Here is a 26867-nt window from a genome sequence, read left to right as displayed (position 1 = left end):
TTCCCACTCCGAGGAGTCCTCGTGTCGACGTCCCCTGCACCCCACGACTCCGCACAGCCCGCCACGACCCCCGCGACCGCTCCGGCCCCCGAGCTGCTCGCGCCCCCCGAGCTCACGCCCGCCGCCTGGACCCGGGCCTCCTCCCGCCTCCTCGCCAAGGCCATCTCCGAGTTCGCCTACGAGGAGATCGTCGAGCCCGTCCCGGCCGACGACGGCGAGCCCGACCTCCACACCCTCCGGCTCGACGACGGCACCGCACTCACCTTCCGCGCCCGCCGCGGCGCCTACGGAAGCTGGCGGGTCGCCCCCGACTCGATCACCCACGAGGGCCGGCCCATGACCGACCCCTTCGACTTCCTGGTCCGCGCCCGCAGCCTCCTCCGGCTCGACGGCGCCACCCTCGGCCACCTCATCCGCGAACTCTCCGCGACCCTCGCCGCCGACGCCCGCCTCGACGCCACGGCCCTCACCGCCGACCGACTCGCCGAGCTCTCCTACGCCGAACTCGAGGGCCACCAGACCGGCCACCCCTGGCTCGTCCTCAACAAGGGCCGCATCGGGTTCTCCGCCTCCGACGCCGCCCGCTGGGCCCCCGAGGCGCGCCGCGCCACCCGGCTGCCGTGGATCGCCGTCAGCAACCGCATCGCCGCCTACCGAGGCGTCGCCGGCCTCGAAACCCCCGACCGTCTCTACGCCGAGGAACTGGACCCCGAGGTCCACGCCGCCTTCCGCGCCGAACTCACCGCCCGCGGCCACCAACCCGACGGCTACCTCCTGCTGCCCGTCCACCCCTGGCAGTGGGACGAGGTCCTGCTCCCGCTCTACGCCCCGGCCGTCGCCGCCGGCACCGTCGTCCCGCTCTCCGCCGACGGCGACCTCCGCCTGCCGCAGCAGTCCGTCCGTACGTTCCTCAACACCAGCCGCCCCGACCGGCACACCGTCAAACTCCCGCTCTCGGTGCTCAACACCCTGGTCTGGCGCGGACTGCCCACCGAACGTACCGTCGCCGCCCCCGCCGTGACCGCCTGGGTCCAGGGGCTCCGCGACGGCGACGCGTTCCTGCGGGACGAGTGCGGCGTGATCCTCCTCGGCGAGGTCGCGTCCGTCACCGTCGAGCACCCCCTCTACGACCGGCTGCCCGAAGTCCCTTACCAGTACAAGGAACTCCTCGGCGCGATCTGGCGCGAACCGCTCCGGCTGCCCCCCGGCGAGCGCGCCCGGACCCTCGCCTCGCTGCTCCACACCGACCCGGACGGCCGCGCATTCGTCGCGGAGCTCGTCGAGCGGTCCGGACTCGCGCCCGCCGTCTGGCTCCAGCAGCTCTTCGGCGCCCTGCTGCCCCCGCTGCTGCACTTCCTCTACCGGTACGGCACCGTCTTCTCGCCGCACGGCGAGAACGCGATCGTCGTCTGCGACGGCGACGACGTCCCCGTACGTCTGGCGATCAAGGACTTCGTCGACGACGTGAACATCAGCGCCCAGCCGCTCCCCGAACATGACACGATGCCGGACGACGTCCGCTCGGTGCTGCTCACCGAGGAACCCGACTTCCTCACCCAGTTCATCCATTCGGGGCTCTTCGTCGGCGTCTTCCGCTATCTGGCGCCGCTCTGCGAGGAACAACTCGGAGTCCCAGAGACGGAATTCTGGTCCCTCGTCCGCGCGGAGATCCTGCGCCACCAGGCCCGCTTCCCCGAGCTGAAGGAACGGTTCGAGCTCTTCGACCTCCTCACGCCCCGGATCGAGCGGCTCTGCCTCAATCGCAACCGTCTGCACCTGGACGGCTACCGCGACCGCCCCGAGCGCCCGCACGCGGCCGTCCACGGGACCGTCCCCAACCCGCTCGCGTGAGGCGCGCGCGTGTCCGGGCTGTCAGTGCCGCCCCGTAGGCTGGAAGCGCTATGACGAAGCCATCCCTCCCCGACCTCCTCCACGCCGCCGTCTCCGCCGTCGGCGGCACGGAGCGCCCCGGCCAGGTCGCCATGGCCGAGGCCGTGGCCGAGGCCATCGACGACAACTCCCACCTCCTCGTCCAGGCAGGCACCGGCACGGGCAAGTCGCTCGGCTATCTCGTGCCGGCGCTGGCCCAGGGGGAGCGGGTCGTGGTCGCCACCGCGACCCTGGCGCTCCAGCGCCAGCTCGTCGAGCGCGATCTCCCGCGGACGGTCGACGCGCTGCATCCGCAGCTGCGCCGCCGCCCGCAGTTCGCCATGCTCAAGGGCCGGTCGAACTACCTCTGCCTCCACCGGCTCCACGAAGGCGTCCCGCAGGACGAGGAGGACGGCCTCTTCGACCCCTTCGAGGCGGCCGCGCCCACCAGCAAGCTGGGACAGGACCTGCTGCGCCTGCGCGACTGGTCCGACGAGACGGAGACCGGCGACCGGGACGACCTGACCCCCGGCGTCTCCGACAAGGCCTGGGCCCACGTCTCGGTCTCCTCCCGGGAGTGCCTGGGCGCGAGCAAGTGCGCGTACGGCGCGGAGTGCTTCGCCGAAGCGGCCCGTGAGCGCGCGAAGCTCGCCGACGTCGTCGTCACCAACCACGCGCTGCTCGCCATCGACGCCATCGAGGGCGCCCCGGTGCTCCCGCAGCACGAGGTGCTGATCGTCGACGAGGCCCATGAGCTGGTCTCCCGGGTCACCGGCGTCGCCACCGGCGAGCTCACGCCCGGCCAGGTCAACCGTGCCGTGCGTCGTTCCGCGAAGCTGGTCGACGAGAAGGTCGCCGACCAGCTGCAGACCGCCGCCGAGGGCTTCGAGCGCGTCATGGAGCTCGCCCTGCCGGGCCGCCTGGAGACGATCCCGGAGGACCTCGCCTACGCGCTGATGGCCCTGCGCGACGCGGCCCGCGCCGTGATCACGGCCCTGGGTTCCACCCGGGACCGGTCCGTGCAGGACGAGGACGCCGTCCGTAAGCAGGCCATGGCCTCCGTGGAGACCGTGCACGGGGTCGCGGAGCGGATCACCCAGGGCTCGGAGTGGGACGTCGTCTGGTACGAGCGGCACGACCGTTTCGGCGCCTCGCTGCGGGTGGCTCCGCTCTCGGTCTCGGGCCTGCTGCGGGAGAAGCTCTTCACGGAGCGCTCCGTGGTGCTGGCCTCGGCCACCCTCAAGCTCGGCGGCGACTTCAACGGGGTCGGGGCCTCGCTCGGCCTCGCGCCCGAGGGCACGACGGGGGACGACCTGCCCGTCTGGAAGGGCCTCGACGTCGGGTCCCCGTTCGACTACCCGAAGCAGGGCATCCTGTACGTCGCCAAGCACCTGTCCCGCCCCGCGCGGGACGGTGAGCGGGGCGACATGCTCGACGAGCTCGCCGAGCTGATGGAGGCGGCCGGCGGTCGCACGCTGGGCCTGTTCTCCTCGATGCGGGCGGCTCAGCAGGCGGCGGAGGAGCTGCGGGTCAGGAACCCGGAGCTGCCGATCCTGCTCCAGGGCGAGGACACCCTCGGTGAGCTGATCAAGAACTTCGCGGCCGACCCGAAGACCTGCCTCTTCGGCACGCTCTCGCTCTGGCAGGGCGTGGACGTCCCCGGTGCCAGCTGCCAGCTGGTGGTCATGGACAAGATCCCGTTCCCGCGACCGGACGACCCGCTGATGAGCGCGCGGCAGAAGGCGGTCGAGGAGGCCGGCGGAAACGGCTTCATGGCGGTCGCGGCCACGCACGCGGCGCTGCTGATGGCCCAGGGCGCCGGTCGGCTCGTGCGGGCGACGGGCGACCGGGGTGTCGTCGCGGTGCTCGACCCCCGGCTGGCCACGGCCCGGTACGGCAGCTACCTCAAGGCCTCGCTGCCCGACTTCTGGTACACCACGGACCGTAACCAGGTGCGGAAGTCCCTGGCGGCGATCGACGCGGCGTCGAAGGCGGCGGCGAGCGACTGACCCCCTGCCGTGCGCCTCGACGCACGGCAGGGCCCCGGGACCGGCGCAGTGGGTCCCGGGGCCGGTCAGAGCCGGCGAGGAGTGTCACACCCGCCGGAGCACCGCCACGACCTTGCCGAGGATGGTGGCCTCGTCGCCGGGGATCGGCTGGTAGGCCGCGTTGTGCGGGAGGAGCCAGACGTGCCCGTCCTCGCGCTTGAAGCGCTTGACCGTGGCCTCGCCGTCGAGCATGGCGGCGACGATGTCGCCGTTCTCCGCGACGGGCTGGCGGCGGACGGTGACCCAGTCGCCGTCACAGATGGCGGCCTCGATCATCGAGTCGCCGACGACCTTCAGGACGAACAGCTCGCCGTCGCCGACCAGCTGCCGGGGGAGCGGGAAGACGTCCTCGACGGACTCCTCGGCCAGGATGGGGCCACCGGCCGCGATCCTGCCGACCAGGGGGACGTACGACGCGGCGGGCTTGCCCGTGGTGTCCGTCGGCTGGGTGCTCGGCTGGTCCGAGCCGCGCACCTCGTACGCCCGGGGGCGGTGCGGGTCACGACGGAGGAAGCCCTTGCGCTCCAGCGCCATGAGCTGGTGAGCCACCGACGACGTGCTGGACAGCCCCACGGCCTGGCCGATCTCGCGCATCGACGGCGGGTAGCCGCGTCGCTGGACCGAATCCCGGATGACCTCGATGACCCGGCGCTGCCGGTCGGTGAGGCCGGAGCTGTCGGCCCTGATGCCTGGAGGTCGCCCGGGAAGGGCGCGGGCGGGTCGCCCGGGCTCCTCGCCGTTCATGGCTGTGTCATTCATGGCATGCACCGGCTCGAGTCGGCCCTGGGAGCGGTCCTGGGCGGTGATGGTGGCACTGTCTGCGGTGGTGGTCACGTCGTCGGCCCCTCTCGAATTTGTCTCCCTGGCTGGCACAACGGTAGTGGCTTTCGAAAGGTTGCGCCAAACACACGTTCGAGTGAAAATTCGCAGATCGCCTTACGCGTGTACGTGTGGGGGTGTATGAGTACCGTCACTCCGGAGCACCCCGCGAACCCAATTCGGTCATTACGGTAGCCTTCGCGGCTGGGTCGCGGACATCCGGTGTGCCTTCCCAGTGTCGCACCCGGGGGCGGAATCGCGGGAGCTTGCGGCCCGCGACACGCGCAGGGGGCGGAATCGCCCTTAACCCAAGATCTAGTGGTTGTATGACACCGACCGCCCAGGGGTAGTGGTCCCCGGTCTGCCGGGGAGGCTCGCATCGCCTATGCTGGAGGTCGCTTCGCAGGGCCTTGACGGGTCGGGCGAAGCTCATCAGTCGTGCCGTGAGGGAGGGTCGGAAGCCATGCACTGCCCCTTCTGCAGGCACCCCGACAGCCGTGTCGTCGACAGTCGCACCACCGATGACGGGACGTCGATCCGACGCCGTCGCCAGTGTCCCGATTGCTCCCGCCGTTTCACCACGGTGGAGACGTGTTCGCTCATGGTGGTGAAGCGGTCCGGTGTCACCGAGCCCTTCAGCCGTACCAAGGTCATCTCCGGCGTCCGCAAGGCGTGCCAGGGGCGACCGGTCACCGAGGACGCCCTCGCCAAGCTCGGCCAGCGGGTCGAGGAGGCGGTGCGCGCCACCGGGAGCGCCGAGCTGACCACCCATGACGTGGGTCTGGCCATCCTCGGCCCCTTGCAGGAGCTCGACCTCGTCGCGTACCTGCGCTTCGCGTCCGTGTACAAGGCCTTCGACAGCCTCGAAGACTTCGAGACCGCCATCGTGGAGCTCCGCGAGCGGTCTCTCGCTGAGAACCGCGGGACCGGTGCGACCCCTGAGGTCCCCGTTCCCGCCACCGCCGCCGACTGATCGGCGGTCCGGGTCGACCACGGCCCGGCGATCGGCCGCCGAGCGGCCCGACAGACGTGCCCCGGGTGACCTGTTTCCGGTCCTCGTGGCAGCAGTACCGAAAGACGTACAGAAGACGGCGCCCTGGGACTTTCTGGGTGCCAAAGTGTGTTTTGCCCGTATATGGGAGGCGGCATGACAGAGACGGCGAGCGGTCCGGCACGTGGTTCCCGCGTCAAGGGAGCCAAGTCGGCGAGCAAGGGCCTGCGTATCGAGCGCATCCACACCACCCCCGGCGTGCATCCGTACGACGAGGTGGCCTGGGAGCGTCGTGACGTCGTCATGACCAACTGGCGCGACGGCTCGATCAACTTCGAGCAGCGTGGCGTCGAGTTCCCCGACTTCTGGTCGGTGAACGCGGTCAACATCGTCACCAGCAAGTACTTCCGCGGGGCGGTCGGTACCCCGCAGCGCGAGACCGGTCTCAAGCAGCTCATCGACCGGATCGTGAAGACCTACACGAAGGCCGGCGAGGACCACGGCTACTTCGCGTCCCCCGCCGACGCCGAGATCTTCGAGCACGAGCTGGCGTACGCCCTCCTGCACCAGATCTTCAGCTTCAACTCGCCGGTCTGGTTCAACGTCGGCACCCCGCAGCCCCAGCAGGTCTCCGCCTGCTTCATCCTGTCCGTCGACGACTCCATGGAGTCGATCCTCGACTGGTACAAGGAAGAGGGCATGATCTTCAAGGGCGGCTCCGGCGCCGGCCTGAACCTCTCCCGCATCCGCTCCTCCAAGGAGCTGCTCTCCTCCGGCGGCAACGCCTCCGGTCCGGTCTCCTTCATGCGCGGTGCCGACGCCTCCGCGGGAACGATCAAGTCGGGCGGCGCGACCCGTCGCGCGGCCAAGATGGTCATCCTCGACGTCGACCACCCCGACATCGAGAACTTCATCGAGACCAAGGTCAAGGAGGAGGAGAAGATCCGCGCCCTCCGTGACGCGGGCTTCGACATGGACCTGGGCGGCGACGACATCACGTCCGTCCAGTACCAGAACGCCAACAACTCCGTCCGTGTGAACGACACGTTCATGAAGGCCGTCGAGTCCGGTGGCACCTTCGGCCTCACCTCCCGTATGACGGGCGAGGTCATCGAGGAGGTCGACGCCAAGTCGCTCTTCCGCAAGATGGCCGAGGCCGCCTGGGCCTGCGCCGACCCGGGCATCCAGTACGACGACACGATCAACCACTGGCACACCTGCCCCGAGTCCGGCCGCATCAACGGCTCGAACCCGTGCAGCGAGTACATGCACCTGGACAACACGTCCTGTAACCTCGCCTCGCTGAACCTCATGAAGTTCCTCAAGGACGACGGCAAGGGCAGCCAGTCCTTCGACGTCGAGCGCTTCGCCAAGGTCGTCGAGCTCGTCATCACCGCGATGGACATCTCCATCTGCTTCGCCGACTTCCCCACGGAGAAGATCGGCGAGAACACCCGCGCCTACCGCCAGCTCGGCATCGGCTACGCCAACCTCGGCGCCCTGCTGATGGCGACCGGCCACGCGTACGACTCCGACGGCGGCCGCGCCCTCGCCGGTGCCATCTCCTCCCTGATGACCGGCACCTCGTACAAGCGCTCCGCCGAGCTCGCCTCGGTCGTCGGCGCCTACGACGGCTACGCCCGCAACGCCGAGCCGCACCAGCGGGTCATGCAGCAGCACGCCGACGAGAACACCAAGGCCGTCCGCTTCGACGACCTCGACTCGCCGATCTGGGCCGCCGCCACGGAGGCCTGGCAGGACGTGATCCGCCTCGGCGCCAAGAACGGCTTCCGCAACGCCCAGGCCTCGGTCATCGCCCCGACCGGCACCATCGGTCTCGCGATGTCCTGCGACACCACCGGCCTCGAGCCCGACCTCGCCCTGGTCAAGTTCAAGAAGCTGGTCGGCGGCGGCTCGATGCAGATCGTCAACGGCACCGTCCCGCAGGCCCTGCGCCGCCTGGGTTACCAGGAGGAGCAGATCGAGGCGATCGTCGCCCACATCGCCGAGCACGGCAACGTGATCGACGCCCCCGGCCTGAAGACCGAGCACTATGAGGTCTTCGACTGCGCCATGGGCGAGCGCTCCATCTCCGCGATGGGCCACGTCCGCATGATGGCCGCCATCCAGCCGTGGATCTCGGGCGCCCTCTCCAAGACCGTGAACCTGCCGGAGACGGCCACGGTCGAGGACGTCGAGGAGGTCTACTTCGAGGCCTGGAAGATGGGCGTCAAGGCGCTCGCGATCTACCGCGACAACTGCAAGGTCGGCCAGCCCCTCTCCGCCAAGAAGAAGGAGGAGGAGAAGGTCGAGGTCACCGCGAAGTCCGAGGCGACGATCCGCGAGGCCGTCGAGAAGGTCGTCGAGTACCGTCCGGTCCGCAAGCGTCTTCCCAAGGGCCGCCCGGGGATCACCACCTCCTTCACCGTGGGTGGCGCCGAGGGTTACATGACCGCCAACTCCTACCCGGACGACGGTCTCGGCGAGGTCTTCCTGAAGATGTCCAAGCAGGGCTCGACCCTCGCCGGCATGATGGACGCCTTCTCCATCGCCGTCTCCGTCGGTCTGCAGTACGGCGTGCCGCTGGAGACCTACGTCTCGAAGTTCACCAACATGCGCTTCGAGCCGGCCGGTATGACGGACGACCCGGACGTGCGGATGGCGCAGTCGATCGTCGACTACATCTTCCGCCGCCTGGCGCTCGACTTCCTGCCCTTCGAGACCCGCTCCGCCCTCGGCATCCACTCCGCCGAGGAGCGTCAGCGCCACCTCGACACCGGCTCGTACGAGCAGGCCGAGGACGAAGAGGTCGACGTCGAGGCGCTGGCCCAGTCCGCGCCCCGCGCCCAGGAGCTGAAGGCCGTCGCGGCCCCGGTCCCGGCCCCCCAGGCCGAGGTCCCGGCCCCGAAGCAGGCGCACACCTCGGCGGAGCTCGTCGAGATGCAGCTCGGCATCAGCGCCGACGCCCCGCTCTGCTTCTCCTGCGGTACGAAGATGCAGCGCGCCGGTTCCTGCTACATCTGCGAGGGCTGCGGCTCCACCAGCGGCTGCAGCTGACAACGAGCGCGTCCGGTGCGGCAGTGAACGTCCGCTGCCGCCCGGGGCGCTGAGCCACGCGTGAGAGAGGGTGTCGACCACTGGTCGGCGCCCTCTTTCGCGCGCTCGTCAGACCGACAGGGACTCGTCAGACAGGCAGGCGCTCGTCAGACCGGCAGGGAACCGAGGACCGTCGCGAAGGAGCCGGGGTCGGCGTCGAACCCACGGCTGATCGCGCGGTACGACCAGCCGCCCGCGCCGTCCCGGGTGAACTCCACGACCGTCGCCGACAGGGCGCCCGGCACGTCCGTGAAGTCGTGCGTCAGGAGGTCGGTGTACCCCTCGCGGACCCGTATGCCGGTGTGCGCTATGTCGCCGAAGGTCAGCCTGCCGCCGCCCTGCTGGATGGTCACGCCCACCACCACGCGCGCGTAGCGGGGTGCCAGCCGGTCCAGCTCCAGCGTCATCGCCTCGTCGTAGCCGAAGCCCTGGCCCGTCCGGCTGTCACGGTGGAGCGTGATCGTGCCGTCGGGGGACCGACTGCCGAAGTGCACGAGATGGACCGGGGACCCGTGCGGGTCGTCGGCCGCGAAGACACCGGCGATGATGTCCAGGTCGTGGGCCGGCCCACCCGTCGGCGCAGGATCCCACCTGAGCGTCACCTCGACCTTCTCCACGCCCTTGTTGAGTCCGCTCACGGTGCATCCCCTCTCCACGTACGCCCCCGCGCACGCCTCGCCTCGACCGTCGCCCCGTCCCGCTCGAAAGCCCGTGGTTGCGGGGAGATTGCTCATGGTGTCATGGGGCTACGACAGTGGACCCGACGGTTGAGGGGGAGAGCGGATTGTGGAGTGGTGACGAGCTGGATCTCGACGCATATCTGGCTCGAATCGGCTACGACATCGGACGGGACGGGGAACTCACCACCGACCTGCGGACGTTGAGAGCAGTACATCGGGCGCACGTCCGGTCCATTCCGTTCGAGAACCTCGACGTGGCCCTCGGCCGGCAGATCCCCCTGGACCTGAAGAGCCTTCAGGCCAAGCTCGTCCGCCGCCGCCGGGGCGGCTACTGCTACGAACAGAACTCGCTCCTCGCGGCGGCACTGGAGCGGATCGGCTTCCCGGTGGCCGGACGCGGGGCCCGCAACCGCACACGGGGCGCGACGCTGCTGCCCGTCACCCACGCGCTGCTGGTCGTCGAGGCGGAGGGGGAACAGTGGCTCGCCGACGCGGGGTTCGGATGGCAGGGGCCGTTGGAGCCGGTTCCCCTGCGGGACGGCGCGCGCGTGGAGCAGGGCGGCTGGACGTTCGGCGCCGAGACCGAGGACGAGGGCATCCGTGTCCTGCGTTCCCTGCGCCCACAGGGCTGGGCCGACCTGTACGCGTTCTCCCCGCAGACCTTGTACCCGGGTGACTTCACTGTCATGAACCACTTCAGCTCCAGTCATCCGGCGTCGCGCTTTCTCGGCCAGGTCGTGGCACAGCGGCCCGGGGTCGGGGTGCGGAGCGCGCTGGTGCGCGAGACGCTGACGACCGTGCGGGCGGACGGGGTCACCGAGGAACGGGTGGTCTCCGTCGACGAGTTGGCGGCGACGCTGGAGGCGGACTTCGGCATCGAGATCGACGACGAGGAGCGCGCGGGACTTGAGCGCCTGCACCCGGTGGGAGTCTGACGCGCACTGCCGGGGCGCCCCTCGGGCCCGTACGATGGCGCGGTGCTGGTCAAGTGGATTCGCTGCACCGTCATGGACCGTCGAGGGTTCGAGCGGGGACAGCGGAAATGGGCGGGGCTGCTCGGTGAGCCGGGATTCCGGGGCCAGGGCGGTGGGTGGAGCCGGGCTCGGCCGGACGTCGCCCACATCTTCGCGTTCTGGGAGAGCCGGGCGTTCTACGACTCGTTCATGGCGCGGTCGCACGATCGTCTGGCGGCCTCGCAGGTGGGTACGTACAAGGACATCCAGGTCAAGCTGTTCGACCACCGCTTCGACGTGAAGACGGGGTTCGAGCCGAAGTTCGGTGACGCGGATGTGGCGCGGGTGGCGCACTGCCGCGTCCACGAGGACCGTGCCGAGCACTTCGCGCTCATGCAGGAGAAGGTGTGGAACCCGGCGATGGCCGGGTCCCCCGGCATGCTGCGGGGCCTCTTCGGCGAGGCGCCGGGCAGCGAGTTCCTGGTGCTGTCGATGTGGCGGTCCGCCGCGGAGCACGGCAAGTACCGGGTGGAGCGCGTCGAGCGGCTCGGTCTGCGCGCCAGGACGGATGCCGACGTGGTGGCGCTGACCGGCGACGTGGTGCAGCTCGACGCGGCCTGGACGGTCTGAGGGCGTACGGGTTCCACCGGAGCGGTACGCCGGGACCTACGCCGGATGGGGTCCGGGCGCCCCCTCGGCCGAGCCTGTCCGGGGGAGTCGATCTAGGGTCGGGGTATGGCACGACCGCGGCGCATCGTTCTCGTACGGCACGGAGAGTCCGAGGGCAATGCCGATGACACGGTGTACGAGCGCGAGCCCGATCACGCCCTCCGGCTCACCGAGACCGGGTGGCGGCAGGCGGAGGAGACGGGGGAGCGGCTGCGGGACCTGTTCGGTGACGAACAGGTCAGCGTCTACGTGTCGCCGTACCGCCGCACCCATGAGACCCTCCGGGCCTTCCGGCTGCCCCGGGAGCAGATGAGGGTGCGGGAGGAGCCGCGGCTGCGGGAGCAGGACTGGGGCAACTGGCAGGAGCGGGAGGACGTGCGCCTGCAGAGGGCCTACCGGGACGCGTACGGGCACTTCTTCTACCGCTTCGCGCAGGGTGAGTCGGGAGCGGACGTCTACGACCGGGTCGGGGCCTTCCTGGAGAGCCTCTACCGCAGCTTCGAGGCCCCCGACCACCCGCCGAACGTCCTCCTCGTCACCCACGGACTGACCATGCGGCTGTTCTGCATGCGCTGGTTCCACTGGACGGTCGCGGACTTCGAGTCCCTGTCGAACCCCGGAAACGCCGAGACCCGCACGCTCCTGCTCGACGAGGGCGGGAGATACCGGCTGGACAGGCCGTTCGAACGCTGGCGTACCCCGGAACCGTACGGGCACACCGGATAGAGTGGCTGAGCGATGACCGCTGACTCCTCACTCGACCGGCGCTTCGACCGCGCCCTGGCCAGCCTGCGCGGGCTGTCCGTGGGAGACGCCCTGGGCTCCCAGTTCTTCGTACCCGCCCACTACCCCCTGCTGAAGCGGCGCGAGCTGCCGCCCGGCCCCTGGCAGTGGACCGACGACACCGAGATGGCCTGTTCCGTCCTCGCTGTCCTCGTCGGCCATGACCGCATCGACCAGGACGCCCTCGCCCTGTCCTTCGCGCACCACCACGACTTCGACCGCGGCTACGGTCCGGCGGTCAATCGGATGCTCCGGCTCGTCAGGGAGGGCGGAGACTGGCGGGAACTCTCCGCCGCGCTCTTCAACGGGCAGGGCTCCTGGGGCAACGGCGCCGCGATGCGGATCGCCCCGCTCGGTGCCTGGTACGCGGACGACCCGGAGCAGGCGACGCACCAGGCCGAGATCTCCGCGTACACGACACACCAGCACCGCGAGGCCGTGGTGGGTGCGATGGCCGTGGCCGCGGCCGCGGCCATCGCCGCCGACCCCGCCGGACCGCCCACGCCCGAGGCGCTGCTGGACGGGGTCGTCGCCCTGGTGCCGCGCAGCGCGGTGGGGGCGGGCCTGCGCCGGGCGCGCGACATGCTCGACTACGGGGACGCGGGCACGGTCGCCGCGGTGCTCGGCAGCGGCCGGCGGACCAGCGCGCACGACACGGTGCCGTTCGCCCTCTGGTCGGCGGCGCGGGCTCTGGGCGACTTCGAGCGGATGTTCTGGACGACGGCGCAGGTCGGCGGCGACGTCGACACCACCTGCGCCATCGCCGGAGGCGTCGTGGCCTCCGCGGCGCACGGCTCGCCGCCGGCCGAGTGGCTGCGTCAGACCGAGGAGCTTCCGGGGTGGGTCCCGAACGGGACGTCTGCCTGAAGTGGGTGATGTCCCCCGGGCCCGTGGCAGCGGGACCGGGGGACATCGGCGTACTCGGGGGCGTACGGACGTACTCGGGGGCGTACGGACGTAGCCGGGGGCGTACGGACGTACTCGGGGCGTATATCGGTTCGCCCAGGCGCTTACCCCCCGCTCAGGCCGCCGGGCCGGCCGCCTCCGCCCGGCCGCTCAGCGCCTCCAGGTCGCTCTTGCGGACCCGGATCACCAGGACCGCGGTGAGCAGCGCGATCAGCACCATCCCGACAGCTGCGGTGAAGGCCGAGGCGATGCCCGAGGTCAGCACCTCGTGGCCCCAGGGCGCCGGCAGCTCGTGCGTCTTCGCGAACTCCGCCTGCTGCTCCGGCGTCGCGGTCGCGAGGAAGCCAGGCGCCTGCTTCTCGCCCTCCTCGCGGCTCGCCGTGCCGAAGACCGTGACCAGGATGGAGAGGCCGAGCGAACCGCCGACCTGCTGGGTGGCGTTGAGCAGACCCGACGCGGCGCCCGCCTCGTGCTGGGCCACCCCGGAGACGGCCGTGAGCGTGAGCGTCACGAAGTTGAGACCCATGCCGAAACCGAACAGGAGCATCGGGCCGAGGACGGCGCCGGCGTAGGTGCTGTCCGAGCTGATGAACGTCAGCCAGAAGAGGCCGATCCCGGTGAACGCCGAGCCGCCCACCATGAACGGCTTCGGGCCGAGGACCGGCAGCAGCCGCTGTGCGAGCCCCGCGCCCGTGACGATCGCGACCGTCACCGGCAGGAAGGCGAGACCGGACTGGATCGGGCTGTACCCGAGGACGTCCTGGACCCACAGGACGATGAAGAAGAACATGCCGAACATGGCGGCCGAGAGGCTGAGCATGATGACGTACGTGCCCGAGCGGTTGCGCTCGGCGAACATCCTCAGAGGGGTGATCGGTTCCTTGGCCCGCGACTCCACCAGGCCGAAGGCCACGAGCAGGACCACCGCCGCGACGAACGAGCCGACGGTCAGCGAGTCCTTCCAGCCCTTCTCGGACGCGCTGATGAACCCGTAGACCAGCGCCGCCATGCCCAGCGTCGACGTCATGGCGCCCGCGATGTCGAAACGGCCGGGGTGACGCTCGGACTCCGCGATGTAGCGCGGGGCGAGGAAGGCGATGAGCAGGCCGATCGGGACGTTGACGAAGAGGACCCAGCGCCAGTCGAGCCACTCGGTGAGCATGCCGCCCGCGAGCAGTCCGATCGCGCCACCGCCGGCGGACACGGCGGCGAACACGCCGAACGCGCGGTTGCGCTCCGGGCCTTCGGGGAACGTCGTGGTGATCAGCGCGAGCGAGGTCGGCGAGGCGATGGCGCCGCCGACGCCCTGGAGGGCGCGCGCGGCGAGCAGCTGCCAGGGCTCCTGGGCGAAACCGCCGAGCAGCGAGGCGAAGGTGAAGACGAGGATGCCGGCCATGAACACCCGGCGGCGCCCCAGGATGTCTCCCGCTCGGCCGCCGAGGAGCAGCAGCCCGCCGAAGGTGAGCGTGTAGGCGCTGAGCACCCACGAGAGGTCGGTGGTGGAGAAGGAGAGCGCGTCCTGGATGTGCGGCAGCGCGATGTTCACGATGGTGGCGTCGAGTACGACCATCAGTTGGCAGGCGGCGATGACGGCCAGGGCGATGCCCGGCCGGCCTCCGGCGCGAGCGGGGCCGGTCCTCGTCTGTGTGTCCACCGGAGAAGTTGTCACTATGGATCCCCCACGGAAGAATTAGTGAACGCACCCGTTCACTGTGCTCCACGGTAGTGAGTCCCCCACAGTGAACGCAACCGTTCACTGTGCGCTGCCGCCGCCCCGACCCGTCACTGCCTTGCCCCTCGATCCGCCCCGATCGACTCGCTCAACGGAGAGATCCTGATGGTTACTTCGCGCTCCACGGCCGCCGCCCGGCCGGAGGGGGCGTCTCTGCGACGCCGCGGCCCCGTACTGGAACGGGCCATTCTGGAGGCCACGCTCGAGCAGCTGGGCAGCGTCGGCTGGAACGGTCTGACGATGGAGGGTGTCGCGGTCGGCGCGCAGACGGGCAAAGCCGCGGTGTACCGGCGCTGGCCGTCGAAGGAAGACCTCGTCGCGGACGCCCTCCAGGCCGGGCTGCCGACGCTCGACGAGGCGCCGGACAGCGGAAGTGTCCGCGAGGACCTGTACGCGCTGTGCCTCAGGGTGCGGGACGTGATGTTCTCCAAGCCCGGCCACGCCCTGCGTGCGGTCCTTCACGAATGCGACGCGGACTCCGCCGAGAGGTTCCACGAACTGATCGTCACGGGGGTGACCGAGCCCTCGAAAAGGCTCTTCCGCGACGTACTGCGACGCGGAATCGCGCGCGGTGACGTGCGGGCCGACGCGATCGACGACTTGGTGCTCGACGTGGTTCCCGCCATGATGATGTACCGCTCCAAGGTGTGCGGGAGCGAATGGCCCGACCCTGAGATCGCCGACATGATCGACCGGGTCATGGTCCCGCTGCTCCGGGTCGGGGCGACCTGAGGGGAATCCGGGTATCGCGAGCGGCACCGAGCGGCGTAACCTGGCTGGCGCCATGCCGTACGAACCTCCCACTCACACTGTCGAGCGATCGCTCCGAGCGACCACCGGCGCCAGGATCGTCGCCGGAGTCGACGAGGTCGGGCGCGGGGCGTGGGCCGGTCCCGTCACGGTGTGCGCGGCCGTCACCGGACTGCGCAGGCCGCCCGACGGACTCACCGACTCCAAGCTGCTCACCCCCAAGCGCCGCACTACGCTGGCCGCGGAGCTGGAGCGATGGGTCACGGCGTACGCCCTCGGCGACGCCTCCCCGCAGGAGATCGACGAACTCGGGATGACCGCGGCGCTCCGGCTCGCGGCGGTCCGGGCCCTCGAAGGGCTTCCCGTCCGGCCGGACGCCGTGATCCTCGACGGCAAGCACGACTACCTCGGCAGCCCCTGGCGGGTCCGTACGGTGATCAAGGGCGACCAGTCCTGCGTCGCCGTCGCCGCCGCCTCCGTCATCGCCAAGGTCCGGCGGGACACCGTCATGGCCGAGCTCGAGACCGGGGCCGAGGCCTGTGCCGCGTTCGGGTTCGCGGCGAACGCGGGCTACCCTTCGCCGGTCCACAAGGCCGCGCTGGAGGAGCTGGGGCCCACCTCGTACCACCGCCTCTCCTGGTCGTACCTGGACGCGCTGCCGCAATGGCGCCACCTCAAAAAGGTCCGCCTCTCCGCGGAGGCGGCCGCGCTGGAAAGCGGGGGCCAACTCGGCTTCGACTTCTGAACTTCCGGCTGCCGAGCCCTCTTCGAGGGTCGCCCGAGCAGCCGGGGCGCACCTGTGCGCCCACCCGCCGATGCCCCGCGCAGCGGCGTTTGATAGACATCCACCCATGCCTCTCACCCCCGAGGAGCCTCAGATTCACGAGAGCGCCCAGGGTCCCCGCGCCACCGCGGCCGCCGGCCGTCCCGCGTCGACCCCCCGTCCCGTACCCGGCCCGCGTTCCGCGGCCTCCCCGCGTCCCGGGCGTCCGGTCCCCGGCCCGGCTAAGCCCGCGCCGCCGGTCCCGAGCCCGCACCCCGGTGCCGGGCAGTCCCCGGCCGCCAGCCAGGAGAATCGTTCCGACCAGCGGTCCGCTCCGCAGCTCCAGGTGATCCCGGCCTCGACCGAGGGTGCGCTGGACGCCGCCGAGGAGGCCCTGGACCTGCTCCTGGAGAGCGGTCGGGCGCCCGGCGACGTCCTGGTGCTGACCACCGGCGACCAGCACCCGTGGGCGGCGCACGAGCTGTCCTTCGGCGAGGCCGCCTACTGGTCTCAGCAGGACACTGGCGACGACGTGTTCTTCGCGGACGCGGCCGCCGCCGAGCGGGCCACCGTCCGCCCCGTGGTGATCGTCGCTGTCAACGGCGGCGGCGATGAGGCCGCTGTCAGGGCCCTGCCGTTGGCGATGACCCGCGCGGGTGCGCTGCTGATCGTCTGCGGCGATCCGGCGCGCGTCACGGCGCTCGTCGGCGCCGGCGTCTGACCGGAGTGCCACACCCCGCCCGCTGACTGATCGCCCCTCCCGCCGGACCGACTAACGGGCTCGGCGGGAGAGCGTCTTTCCGGGGCGTCGTTCGGGTGGCCGTCGGCGCGCGGCCGTGAGGCGGTTGGTGGTCAGTGGGTGGCCGTCAGCCGGCGGGCGTCAAGGGCGGTCGTGACCTGCCGCCGTCGGCGTGCGCTCGTCCGTCAGCGCGCGGCGGCCCTGCGCAGGGGTTCGGACGCGCCGCTCGCCGTTCTCGGTGTGAGCCGGACCGGTTCGGCCGCCTCGCTGCCGATCGGGACCGGATGCGAGTCGGAGCTCGGCCGGCGGCCTCCACGGCCCTCTCCGAGCACCTGCCAGCCCTCTCGGGTCAGCGTGATGTACGCGCCGCAACGGAGTCCGTGCAGTGTGCAGGCGTCCCGGAGCCCCCACATCCAGGCTCCGTCCTCCTCCGTCCAGCGCTCGTCGCCCTCGCGGCAGTACAGCAGGACCGCGGTCCGTACGGGGGCGCGGCGCCGGAGGTCGTGCGGCAGGACCCGACGCAGGTGCGCGAGGAGCACGTTCCGGAAGTCCCAGCCGTCCGCCGGTGTGGGGCGGCGGACGAACGAGGCGCTGGCCGTGAGCCGTTCCTCGTGGTCCAGGACCGCCACGACCGCCATCGACGGTGTGGGAGTGTGGCGCGAGTGCAGTCCGCTGACGACTTCACGCGGATTGCCGAGCAGAGGGATTCCCGCCGCGGCCCACTCGGCCGGTTCGAGTATCCGTGAGAGGCGGCTGGCGGACTCGGGCGACGATTTGGTCGAGGTGGCTGTGGACGGAGCGAATCCGAGGGTCACGGTCCTCCCTTCGGATACGCGCCCGCGCGGCGGGCAAGGTCGGGTGAGGGCGCACCACGGCACGGTCCTTCCGGGCCGCTGAAGGGCCGTGCGGGGCGGTTCCCCAATTCTGGCGCGGCCCGTGCGCGAGCGGCAATGAGCAATCGAGGTCGCTGACGGGAATGCGGTGGTATGCCTTTCATATCCCTGCCCAGTTGCCCATTGTTCACTCCCCGTTTCCCCTCCTGTTTCACCTCCGGGGGGGGGAGAGCCTCAGCGGAAACGTTCCTTCCGCCTCAGGCTGCCGTCGACCGCTTGCGCGGCGGAGGAGCGGCGGAGGAGCGGCGGACGAGTGGCGGACGGGGCCCGGACGAGTGGCGGACGAGCGACGAGCGGGCCGTGCGCGAGCGACGCGTCACGCTGAGTGAGTTGGGCGATTGTCCGTGCCATCGGGTTGCATGGGGGCATGGACAACCAGGAGCTCCGCACCGAAGCCGATGCCATCCTCGCTGAGCTCGTCGGTGCCCCGGGGGGTTCGGCGCGGCTGCGGGAAGACCAGTGGCAGGCTGTGGCGGCCCTGGTGGAGGAGCGTCGGCGGGCTCTGGTGGTGCAGCGGACCGGCTGGGGCAAGTCGGCGGTGTACTTCGTCGCCACCGCTCTGCTGCGGCGCCGCGGCGCGGGCCCCACGGTGATCATCTCGCCGCTGCTGGCCCTGATGCGCAACCAGGTCGAGTCCGCGGCGCGCGCCGGCATCCAGGCGCGCACGATCAACTCGGCCAACCCGGAGGAGTGGGACACGATCTACGACGAGGTCGAGCGCGGCGAGACCGACGTCCTCCTCGTCAGCCCGGAGCGCCTCAACTCCGTGGACTTCCGCGAGCAGGTGCTGCCCAAGCTCGCGGCCACGACCGGTCTCCTCGTGGTCGACGAGGCGCACTGCATCTCGGACTGGGGACACGACTTCCGGCCCGACTACCGCCGTCTTCGGGCGATGCTCGCCGAGCTCGCCCCCGGAGTGCCGGTACTGGCCACCACCGCGACCGCCAACGCGCGCGTGACCGCGGACGTGGCCGAGCAGCTGGGCACAGGGGCCGGCGAGGCGCTCGTGCTGCGCGGCCCGCTGGAGCGGGAGAGCCTGCGCCTGGGCGTGGTCCGGCTCCCGGACGCCGCGCACCGCCTGGCCTGGCTCGCCGAGCACCTGGACGAGCTCCAGGGGTCGGGGATCATCTACGCCCTGACCGTCGCCGCCGCCGAGGAGGCGACCGCGTTCCTGCGGCAGCGCGGCTTCACGGTCGCCTCCTACACGGGGCGGACGGAGAACGCCGACCGGCTGCAGGCCGAGGTCGACCTGCAGGAGAACCGGGTCAAGGCGCTTGTCGCGACGTCGGCGCTGGGCATGGGCTTCGACAAGCCCGACCTCGGCTTCGTGGTCCACCTGGGGTCGCCGTCGTCCCCCATCGCCTACTACCAGCAGGTCGGCCGCGCGGGACGCGGGGTCGAGCACGCCGACGTCCTCCTGCTCCCGGGCAAGGAGGACGAGGCCATCTGGCGCTACTTCGCCGACACGGCCTTCCCGCCCGAGGCCCAGGTCCGTCAGACCCTCTCCGCTCTCGCCGACGCGGGGCGTCCGCTGTCCGTACCGGCTCTGGAGGCGGCGGTGGATCTTCGCCGGACCCGGCTGGAGACCATGCTGAAGGTCCTCGACGTGGACGGGGCGGTCAAGCGGGTCAAGGGCGGATGGACCTCCACCGGCCAGGAGTGGACCTACGACACCGAGCGGTACGCCTGGGTGGCCCGGCAGCGGGCCGCCGAGCAGCAGGCCATGCGCGACTACGTGAGCACGTCCGGGTGCCGGATGGAGTTCCTGCGCCGGCAGCTGGACGACGAAGGGGCCGTTCCGTGCGGCCGCTGCGACAACTGCGCGGGGCCCTGGGCGAATTCCTCCGTCTCCGCGGAGACGCTGACCGGAGCGGCGAAGGAACTGGACCGCCCGGGCGTGGAGGTCGAGCCACGCCGGATGTGGCCGACGGGGATGCCCGCGCTGGGCGTCAATCTGAAGGGACGCATCCCCGTCGGAGAGCAGTGCTCCACCGGCCGCGCCCTGGGGCGGCTCTCGGACATCGGCTGGGGCAACCGGCTGCGTCCGCTGCTGGCCGAGAACGCTCCCGACGGACCGGTCCCCGACGACGTCCTGAAGGCCGCGGTGGCCGTCCTCGCCGACTGGGCGCGCTCGCCGGGCGGCTGGGCGCCGAACGTCCCGGACGCCTCCGCCCGGCCCGTGGGCGTCGTCGCCGTGCCGTCCCTGACCCGTCCCCAGCTCGTCGGCAGCCTCGCCCAGGGCATCGCGACCGTCGGGCGCCTTCCCCTCCTGGGCACCCTGGCGTACACCGGGCCGAACGGCGCGCACGCGGCACGCCGCAGCAACTCCGCCCAGCGCCTCAGGGCGCTGTCCGGGGCCTTCGCCGTCCCGGAAGACCTGGCCGGTGCCCTGGCGGCGGCGCCAGGGCCCGTCCTGCTCGTGGACGACTGCACGGACTCCGGCTGGACCCTCGCGGTCGCCGCCCGCCTGCTCCGCCAGGCCGGCGCCGAGCAGGTCCTCCCGCTGGTCCTCGCCGCCGCGGGCTGAGCCCGCGAACTCCTCACCCACCGTCAAGCGGTCACGAGCATAGGGGTTTCGGAGCCGCCGCGACGTCGGCCCTGTGGACAACTCCACGGGGCCGCGAGCGTCACGTTCCGGGAGTTATCCACAGGGGTTTCGTGATTCGGGAGATCACGAGACCGTCGTGACCATGAACGCGAATCACCACGAATCCAGCGTCCCCTCCCGTACCCAGCGGATCACCCTGCGCGGCCCCGCGGAACTGGCCGACGCCCTGCCCTTCATGCTGGGCTTCCACCCCACCGACTCCGTCGTCCTCGTCGCCCTCCACGGTGAGCGCGGCCGCTTCGGCGGCCGGGTCAGGCTCGGTATCCCGCGCTCACCCCGCGAATGGGCGTCCACCGCGGACCACCTCGCCGAATGTCTCGTCGAGAGCGGCGACCGGAACGGCGACCGACCGGACGGGATCGTCGTCTTCCTGTGTCAGGACCCGGAGCCCGGTGAGACGGGCAGCAGGGTCATGGAGCGGCTGCGCCCCTTCGCGCAGCGACTGCGCACCGCCTGCGGCGCCCTCGACATCCCCGTCTACGAAGCCCTGTGCATCTCCGACGGGCTCTACTTCTCCTACTGCTGCCCCGACGACCGGTGCTGCCCGCCCGGCGGTACGCCCATGGGGCTGACCGGCACCTCGGTGATGGCGGCCACCGCCACCTACGCCGGAGTGCAGGTACGAGGCTCGCTCCGGGACATGCAGGCCCGCCTCACGCCGCCCGGCACCGCCGGCGACGAACCGCAGCGTGCCGCCCTCGACGCGGCAGCCGCCTCCGTCGTGCCCCGCATCCTCGAAGGTCCGCCCGGACGGGGCCGGGAAGAGGTGCGCGAGGCGACCCTGCGGACCGCCCGCGAGATCCTCCGCCGGTTCGCCGATGCGGCGGCCCGCACAGAGCCGTCCGCGGGGGTGGCGGCGGCCGACGCGGCCGATGACGCCCTGGTGGGGACGGAGGAGGCCGCCGCGATCATCCTGGGCCTCCAGGACCGGGCCACCCGGGACCGTGCCGCCGAGTGGATGGAGGGCTGGGAGGGCGCCGCAGCCCTGCGGCTCTGGCGCGTCCTGGCCCGCCGCTGCGTCACCCCCTACCAGGAGCACGCCGCCGCGCCCCTCACCCTCGCGGGCTGGGCGGCCTGGTCCACCGGCGACGAACCGACCGCCCGGGTCGCCCTGGGACTGGCCCTCGTCGCCGACCCCGAGTACGTCTTCGCCCGTCTGCTGCACCAGGCCTGCAACGAGGGCCTCGACCCCGAGTCGCTGCGCTCCTGCCTGAGGAGCGAGCGGGACTCCCGGATCGCGGTGGAACGGACCGCGCCCGCGACTTCCCGGCGGGTCAGGACCCGGACCGCCGCCCGCCCTCAGAGCGCCCGGCAGAGCCTCAGGAAGCCCGGTCGGCAGACCGGCGGGGACCGCGGGGCACCGGCCGGGGTCCGGCCGAGCGGCCCGGCCACGGGCAGGCCGAGGAGCGGAGCCCCGCGCCACGGCGGGCAGCGCGGCAGCAGGAGCGGGCGATGACGACCGTGACCCGGCCGCCCGCGCGCGCGTTCACCTCTCTGGCGGAGTCGGACACAGTGTGCCGCCGATGCCCCGCCGGCCGCCCGGACCGCACAGAGAGCACCCCACACCCGCCATGGCCCTCAGCCCCGTCCCGGCCCCCGGACGCCCCGCAGGACACCCGAAGGGACCCGCGCACGGACACCAGTCCGGCGGGGGCGCCGCACCGCGCGCGGTGCGGCCGGGCGAACTGCCGTCGGTGCACGGCGCGCTCCTCTGCGTCGCCCTGCCCGCCCTCGCCGTCTGCGCCGAGCACGGTCAGCTCACGGGAGACGGACCCGAAGGCGTGTACGTGGCGGGGCGACGGCTCCTGTCCCGCTGCGTCCTGCGGGTCGCGGGTCGCGAACCCATCGCGCTCCAGGGCCGGATGGCGGCTGCCGACCGGGCCGTCTTCCTCGGCGTCCTGCGGGTCCCGGGGGACGTGGGACCCGATCCCGGGCTCGCCGTCGAGCGCTCGCGAGATGCCGACGGAACCGAGCGCATCACCCTGCGCAACGCGACCGCCCGGCTCCTCCGCCTCCCCGTGGAGCTCGCTCTGGGCACGGATCTCGCGGACCTGGGCGCGGTGGCGTCCGGGAGGGCGGGCCCCGAGCTCACCGCGAGCGTCCACGGCGCCGGACTGCGCTGGACCACCGGCGACGGACGATCCGTCGCCGTCACCGCGGACCCGCCGCCCATGGACTCCCTGGCGGCGGCCGGCGTCCTGCGCTGGGACGCCGAACTGGCGCCCGGAGCGCCGTTCACGATCCGGCTGCGGGTACGCGGCGACCGGGTCCCCGGGCCCGCCGTCCCCTCGGGAGGCGGCGGAGGACGACCCGGCGGGCACCTCCTCGCCGAGGCGCTGGCCGAGGGCGACGACCCGCGCCCGGGGGAACTGCTGCGCGCCTCCGTCGAGGACCTGCGGGCTCTGCTCCAGCGGGATCCCGCTCACCCCGCCGACGTCCATCTCGCGGCCGGCGTCCCCTGGCGCTGCGGACCGGTCACGGCCGAAGCACTGTGGGCCGCCCGCATGGTCCTCCCCCTCGGGACCCGGCTGGCCGCGACCACCCTCCGCTCGCTGGGGCGCGCCCAACTCCAGGGAACCGGGCAGGAGTCCGGTCGGCTTCCCGGCCCCCTCAGAGACGCGGGCCCCCACCTCCCGCCCCGCTGCACGGGTATCGAGGCCACACTCGCCTTTCCCGTCGTCCTCGCGGAGGCCCGCCGCTGGGGGCTGCCCGCCGCGGACCTGGACGAGCTGCTCCCCGTGGCGGAGCGATGCCTCGGCTGGCTGCACCGCACGATCGGCCACGGCGGCTTCGTACCCGACCCGGGGCCCGCCGGGCTGTGGCGGGCGGAGACCCAGGCGCACGCGCACCGTGCGGCACTGCTCGGCGCCGACCTGCTCGACGCCTGCGGGAGACCCGGGGGAGACGCCCTGCGCGACGGGGCGCGGACACTGCGGGAGCGGTTCCGGCGCGAGTTCTGGATCGACGACCTGGCGGGGGGCCGGCCCGCCGTCGCCCGCGCGCCGGACGGCCGGACCTGGTCCCAGCTGGGCGGCTGGGCCGCGCACCTGCTCGACACCGGGCTCCTGGGCGGCGGCAGGTACGCGCAGGGACTGCTCGACAGGGCGGAGGCCGAGCAGGTGGCCAGACTGCTCGCCACACCGGCCCTCGACTCCGGCTGGGGCCTGCGCGGTCTGGGAACCAAGGAGCCCGGCCACAACCCCTTCGGCCACCGGGCCGGCGCGGTCCGGGTGCATGAGACGGCGGTCGCCGTGGCCGGCCTCGCCGCCGTCGGCCACGAGAAGGAGGCCGCCTCTCTGCTCCGGGGGCTGCTCGACGCCTCGGAGGCCTTCGCCCATCGGCTGCCTGAGATGTACGCGGGGGAGCAGCGGACGGCGGGAGGGCGCCCGGTGCCGCACCCGGCCGCGTGCAGGCCGGCGGCTGTCGCGGCCGCCGGGGCGGTCCAGGCGCTCGTCGCCCTCGCCGGGATCCGCCCCGACGCGCCGGGGCGCTCCGTTTCGGTGCACCCCATGCCCTCTGCCCCGCTCGGGGCGATCCGTCTCTCGGGACTCGTGGTGGCGGGCGAGCCGTTCGCCGTGCGGGTCGGCAGGCTCGGTCTCGGTATGGTCGAGGAGGCCGCAGCGGGCCTTCAACTGGGGGTGTGACGGGATGCCGGGCGCAGACACGACGGAAGCTTCACGGCGCGGTGAGGAAGTAGCCGCCGATCCTTCCGCGAGGCGTGTTTATCGTCAGGGAGACGACTATGATCGCGGCATGTCTCCCTACGACCCGTCGGCCTTTCCGCCTTTCGCTGTCACCGTCGATCTGGTCGTGCTCACCGTGCGGCGCCACGCGCTCTGCACCTTGATCGTGAGAAGAGGGGAAGCGCCGTTCCAGGGGCGCTGGGCGCTCCCCGGCGGCTTCGTCCGCGCGGGCGAGGACCTCGGCGCCGCGGCTGCCCGTGAGCTGGCCGAGGAGACCGGACTCCGCGCCCACGACCCGGGCGACCCGCCGCCCGTACCGGGAAACGGCGCACATCTGGAGCAGCTGGCCACCTACGGGGCTCCCGACCGCGACCCGCGGATGCGGGTGGTGAGCGTCGCGCACCTGGCGCTGGCCCCGGACCTGCCCGCGCCGAAGGCGGGCGGCGACGCGAACAGCGCCCGCTGGGCCCCCGTCGAGGAGCTGCTCGGCGAGGCCGAGCCGCTCGCCTTCGACCACGCCCAGATCCTCTCCGACGGGGTGGAGCGGGCCAGGTCCAAGATCGAGTACTCCTCCCTCGCCACGGCCTTCTGTCCGCCGGAGTTCACGGTCGGAGAGCTGCGGCGCGTCTACGAGGCCGTCTGGGGCGTAGCCCTCGATCCGCGCAACTTCCACCGCAAGGTGACCGGCACGCCCGGCTTCCTGGTCCCGGCCGGCGGCACCACGACCCGTCAGGGCGGCCGTCCCGCCCAGCTCTTCAGGGCAGGTGGAGCCACCCTCCTCAACCCGCCGATGCTGCGCCCCGAGGTCTGACAGACCCGGCCGTCCGGCGCCCCAGGGCGCCAACCCTGCGCCCGAAGTCCGAAATGTAGCGTTATCTTGCTGCGGTAGCGCCGCCCTGCCGCGGAGCGGTGTCACCTACCGCGAGAGAAGCGATGCTCCAGGCAATCGGACTGACCAGCACTCCCCGCCGCGATCGCCCGCCCGCCGTGGACGATCTGACCTTCGAGGCGCGGCCGGGTGCCGTGACCGCGCTCCTCGGTCCCCCCGGCTCCGGCAAGACCACCGCGCTCCGGCTCATGCTCGACCTCGATCCCGGCCGCGGGATCACGTACTTCCGGGGCCGGCAGCTGCACGGCGTCGCCCATCCGTCGCGCGAGGTCGGCGTGTTCCTCGGTGATGTCCCCGGGCACCCCGCCCGCACCCTCCGCGGGCAGCTGCGAATGCTCTGCGCCGCCTCCGGAACTCCCGTCGCCCGGGCCGGGGAAGTGCTGCGGTCCGTCGGCCTCGCGGGCCTCGAAGGGCGGCGGATCGGCACCCTGCCACTCGGCGCGGACCGCCGACTCGGCCTGGCCTGCGCACTGTTGGGCACCCCGCACGCCCTGCTGCTCGACGAGCCGGGCGCCGGTCTCTCCGTCACGGAGAGCGCGTGGGTCTACGAGCTCCTGCGCGCGCACGCGGCCGACGGCGGAACGGTGCTCTACACGACGCAGGACCCCAAGGACGCGGCCCGCAACGCCGACCGGGTCGTCACGCTCGACGGCGGCCGCGTCGTCGCCGACCAGGACGCGACAGAGTTCGCCCGCACCCGGCTGCGTCCCCGCGTCGCCGTCCGCACGCCCCATGTCGCCCGACTGGCCGCCGCCGTGACCCAGGAGGCCAGGGCCGCCCGCCGGCCGGTCGAGGTGGTCGCGGAGGGCGGCAACCTGCTGTCGGTCTACGGCAGTGACTGCGCGGCCGTCGGCGATACCGCGTTCCGGCACGGCGTGGTGATCCACCGGCTCGCCGACGAGACCGGCGACACGGCACCCGCGCCCCGGTCACCGGAGAGCGCCGCGCCAGGCCAGGACGACGTGGCAGGCCAGGACGTGGCAGGCCAGGACGTGCCTGGGCAGGGCGTGCCCGGCCAGGACGTCCTGCCCGGAAGGGACGTGCCCGGACGTGACGCGCTCGGGCAGGGATCCCCCCGGCGTCGCGTCCCGACCTCGCGGGACGCCGAGCCGGGGTCCGGCGTCACTGGGCGCGGCGACGCGACCGGGGAGCGGGCCGCCCCCCGGAGGCCGGCCCGCTCGCCCTCGCGCCCGCTGCGCTACGAGTTCCACCGGCTCGTGGGCGTGCCGAGCACCCCGCTGGTCGTGGCCGTGGTCCTGCTCGTCTCCGTGACCGTCGCCCTGCTCCTCGGGCGCGGGGGCGCGACCGCGCTGCCCGTGGTCCTCGCCGGCTGGCCCGCGCTCTCCCCCCTGCCGCCCGCCGCCCTCGGGGCCGGACTGATCGGCGCCTTCTCCTTCGGGGAGGAGTACCGCTACCCCGCGCTCACCGCTGGTCGCGGCGCCGTGCCGCGGCGGCTCGGCCTGCTGCTCGCCAAGCTCGTCGTGGCGGCCGCCGTGGCCCTCGGTCTCGGGGCGCTCGTCGTGGCGGCGGATCTGGGGGCCCTGCGACTCGTCTACGGCGGCGAGTTGATTCCCGTACCGCAGAACTGGCCGTCGCTCTGTGCGAGTTGGCTGGGGTTGCTCGTCGGATGTGCTTGGGCGGGAGTGCTGGGCGCCGGGGTGTTCCGGGCCGCCGCCGCCGGCGTGGCCGCGGTCCTCGCCGTACCGGTCGCGTTTGTTCCGCTTCTGCAGAAGGTGCTCACGGGACCTTCGGTGCGTTCGGTCGCCGGGCTGCCCGCGCGGTTGCGCGAGATCGCCGGTCCGCAGTGGTCCCCTGTCGTGGACCGGTGGTTGACGGGGGCGCTGCGGGTGGTCGGACAGCCCGCGGGGGTGGCCCTCTCGCTGGTGTTGACCGGCTTGCTCTGTGCCTATGTGCTCACCGGGCTTCGCCGGAGGGCCCGTTGGTGATCACATTCGGATCAAATCGTTCCGGATTAGATCAACTCCCTTGAAAGTTG

At 72.2% G+C, this 26867-nt stretch carries 20 protein-coding genes; 16 read left to right on the top strand and 4 right to left on the bottom strand.

Annotation, left to right across the window (positions count from 1 at the left end):
• The first annotated feature begins 21 nt into the window (after positions 1-21).
• Entirely contained in the window at positions 22-1851 is a 1830-nt protein-coding gene (locus ACWFR1_RS05795) for an IucA/IucC family protein (protein ID WP_453546857.1), read from the top strand.
• Between the two features lie 50 nt (positions 1852-1901).
• On the top strand, positions 1902-3878 hold the full coding sequence (locus ACWFR1_RS05790; protein ID WP_453546855.1) for an ATP-dependent DNA helicase: 1977 nt from the start codon (positions 1902-1904) through the stop codon (positions 3876-3878).
• A gap of 84 nt (positions 3879-3962) precedes the next feature.
• Here the strand turns inward: ACWFR1_RS05790 and lexA are convergent, their stop codons facing one another.
• On the bottom strand, positions 3963-4751 hold the full coding sequence (lexA, locus tag ACWFR1_RS05785) for a transcriptional repressor LexA (protein ID WP_031010805.1): 789 nt from the start codon (positions 4749-4751) through the stop codon (positions 3963-3965).
• 448 nt (positions 4752-5199) lie between these two features.
• Here lexA and nrdR point away from each other — a divergent pair, with 448 nt between their 5' ends.
• Together nrdR and ACWFR1_RS05775 are read left to right on the top strand one after the other, a co-directional pair.
• On the top strand, positions 5200-5709 hold the full coding sequence (gene nrdR / locus ACWFR1_RS05780) for a transcriptional regulator NrdR (protein WP_453546852.1): 510 nt from the start codon (positions 5200-5202) through the stop codon (positions 5707-5709).
• Positions 5710-5883: 174 nt separating this feature from the next.
• Positions 5884-8784, top strand: coding sequence for a vitamin B12-dependent ribonucleotide reductase (locus ACWFR1_RS05775; protein WP_453546850.1), 2901 nt, complete (start codon positions 5884-5886; stop codon positions 8782-8784).
• A gap of 146 nt (positions 8785-8930) precedes the next feature.
• Here ACWFR1_RS05775 and ACWFR1_RS05770 read toward each other — a convergent pair whose 3' ends face one another.
• Positions 8931-9461, bottom strand: coding sequence for a TerD family protein (locus ACWFR1_RS05770; protein ID WP_453546848.1), 531 nt, complete (start codon positions 9459-9461; stop codon positions 8931-8933).
• 146 nt (positions 9462-9607) lie between these two features.
• Between ACWFR1_RS05770 and ACWFR1_RS05765 the strand changes: the two genes are divergently transcribed.
• The 4 genes from ACWFR1_RS05765 (at position 9608) to ACWFR1_RS05750 (ending at position 12775) form a co-directional block, all read left to right on the top strand.
• Positions 9608-10438 (top strand): arylamine N-acetyltransferase family protein, encoded by an 831-nt coding sequence (locus ACWFR1_RS05765; protein ID WP_453546846.1) that lies wholly within the window; start codon positions 9608-9610, stop codon positions 10436-10438.
• 42 nt (positions 10439-10480) lie between these two features.
• A complete protein-coding gene (locus ACWFR1_RS05760; protein WP_453546844.1) occupies positions 10481-11086 on the top strand; it encodes a YdbC family protein in 606 nt (201 codons plus the stop codon).
• A 105-nt stretch (positions 11087-11191) separates the two neighbouring features.
• Complete coding sequence (locus ACWFR1_RS05755; protein WP_453546842.1) at positions 11192-11851, top strand: histidine phosphatase family protein; 660 nt, start codon at positions 11192-11194, stop codon at positions 11849-11851.
• Positions 11852-11863: 12 nt separating this feature from the next.
• Complete coding sequence (locus tag ACWFR1_RS05750) at positions 11864-12775, top strand: ADP-ribosylglycohydrolase family protein (protein WP_453546840.1); 912 nt, start codon at positions 11864-11866, stop codon at positions 12773-12775.
• Between the two features lie 154 nt (positions 12776-12929).
• Here the strand turns inward: ACWFR1_RS05750 and ACWFR1_RS05745 are convergent, their stop codons facing one another.
• Positions 12930-14483: an MFS transporter gene (locus ACWFR1_RS05745; RefSeq protein WP_453546838.1), complete on the bottom strand. Its 1554-nt coding sequence runs from the start codon at positions 14481-14483 to the stop codon at positions 12930-12932.
• 168 nt (positions 14484-14651) lie between these two features.
• Between ACWFR1_RS05745 and ACWFR1_RS05740 the strand changes: the two genes are divergently transcribed.
• From ACWFR1_RS05740 to ACWFR1_RS05730, 3 genes are all read left to right on the top strand, one after another.
• Entirely contained in the window at positions 14652-15278 is a 627-nt protein-coding gene (locus ACWFR1_RS05740) for a TetR/AcrR family transcriptional regulator (protein ID WP_453546836.1), read from the top strand.
• 52 nt (positions 15279-15330) lie between these two features.
• The gene (locus tag ACWFR1_RS05735; RefSeq protein WP_453546834.1) at positions 15331-16041 is read left to right on the top strand and encodes a ribonuclease HII; all 711 of its coding nucleotides are present in this window, start codon (positions 15331-15333) and stop codon (positions 16039-16041) included.
• A 106-nt stretch (positions 16042-16147) separates the two neighbouring features.
• Positions 16148-16780, top strand: a complete 633-nt coding sequence (locus tag ACWFR1_RS05730; RefSeq protein ID WP_453546831.1) for a hypothetical protein — start codon at positions 16148-16150, stop codon at positions 16778-16780.
• A 203-nt stretch (positions 16781-16983) separates the two neighbouring features.
• On the opposite strand, the gene ACWFR1_RS05725 is transcribed toward ACWFR1_RS05730, so the two are convergent.
• Positions 16984-17613 carry a hypothetical protein gene (locus tag ACWFR1_RS05725; protein ID WP_453546829.1) on the bottom strand — a complete coding sequence of 210 codons (630 nt, stop codon included), beginning with the start codon at positions 17611-17613 and terminating at the stop codon, positions 16984-16986.
• A 445-nt stretch (positions 17614-18058) separates the two neighbouring features.
• Between ACWFR1_RS05725 and ACWFR1_RS05720 the strand changes: the two genes are divergently transcribed.
• The 5 genes from ACWFR1_RS05720 to ACWFR1_RS05700 all read left to right on the top strand — a co-directional run bounded on the left by ACWFR1_RS05720 (position 18059) and on the right by ACWFR1_RS05700 (position 26817).
• On the top strand, positions 18059-20218 hold the full coding sequence (locus ACWFR1_RS05720; protein ID WP_453546827.1) for a RecQ family ATP-dependent DNA helicase: 2160 nt from the start codon (positions 18059-18061) through the stop codon (positions 20216-20218).
• Positions 20219-20381: 163 nt separating this feature from the next.
• Entirely contained in the window at positions 20382-21755 is a 1374-nt protein-coding gene (locus tag ACWFR1_RS05715) for a DUF4192 domain-containing protein (RefSeq protein WP_453546825.1), read from the top strand.
• A 115-nt stretch (positions 21756-21870) separates the two neighbouring features.
• Positions 21871-23943, top strand: a complete 2073-nt coding sequence (locus ACWFR1_RS05710) for a glycogen debranching N-terminal domain-containing protein (protein ID WP_453546823.1) — start codon at positions 21871-21873, stop codon at positions 23941-23943.
• 109 nt (positions 23944-24052) lie between these two features.
• Positions 24053-24793 (top strand): NUDIX hydrolase, encoded by a 741-nt coding sequence (locus tag ACWFR1_RS05705; RefSeq protein WP_453546821.1) that lies wholly within the window; start codon positions 24053-24055, stop codon positions 24791-24793.
• Between the two features lie 122 nt (positions 24794-24915).
• Complete coding sequence (locus tag ACWFR1_RS05700) at positions 24916-26817, top strand: ATP-binding cassette domain-containing protein (protein ID WP_453546819.1); 1902 nt, start codon at positions 24916-24918, stop codon at positions 26815-26817.
• Positions 26818-26867: the final 50 nt, after the last annotated feature.

The sequence above is a fragment of the Streptomyces sp. NPDC055103 genome, assembly GCF_053607625.1.
The sequence above is the reverse complement of the archived record's forward strand: the minus strand, read 5'-3'. Positions and strand labels throughout refer to the sequence as shown.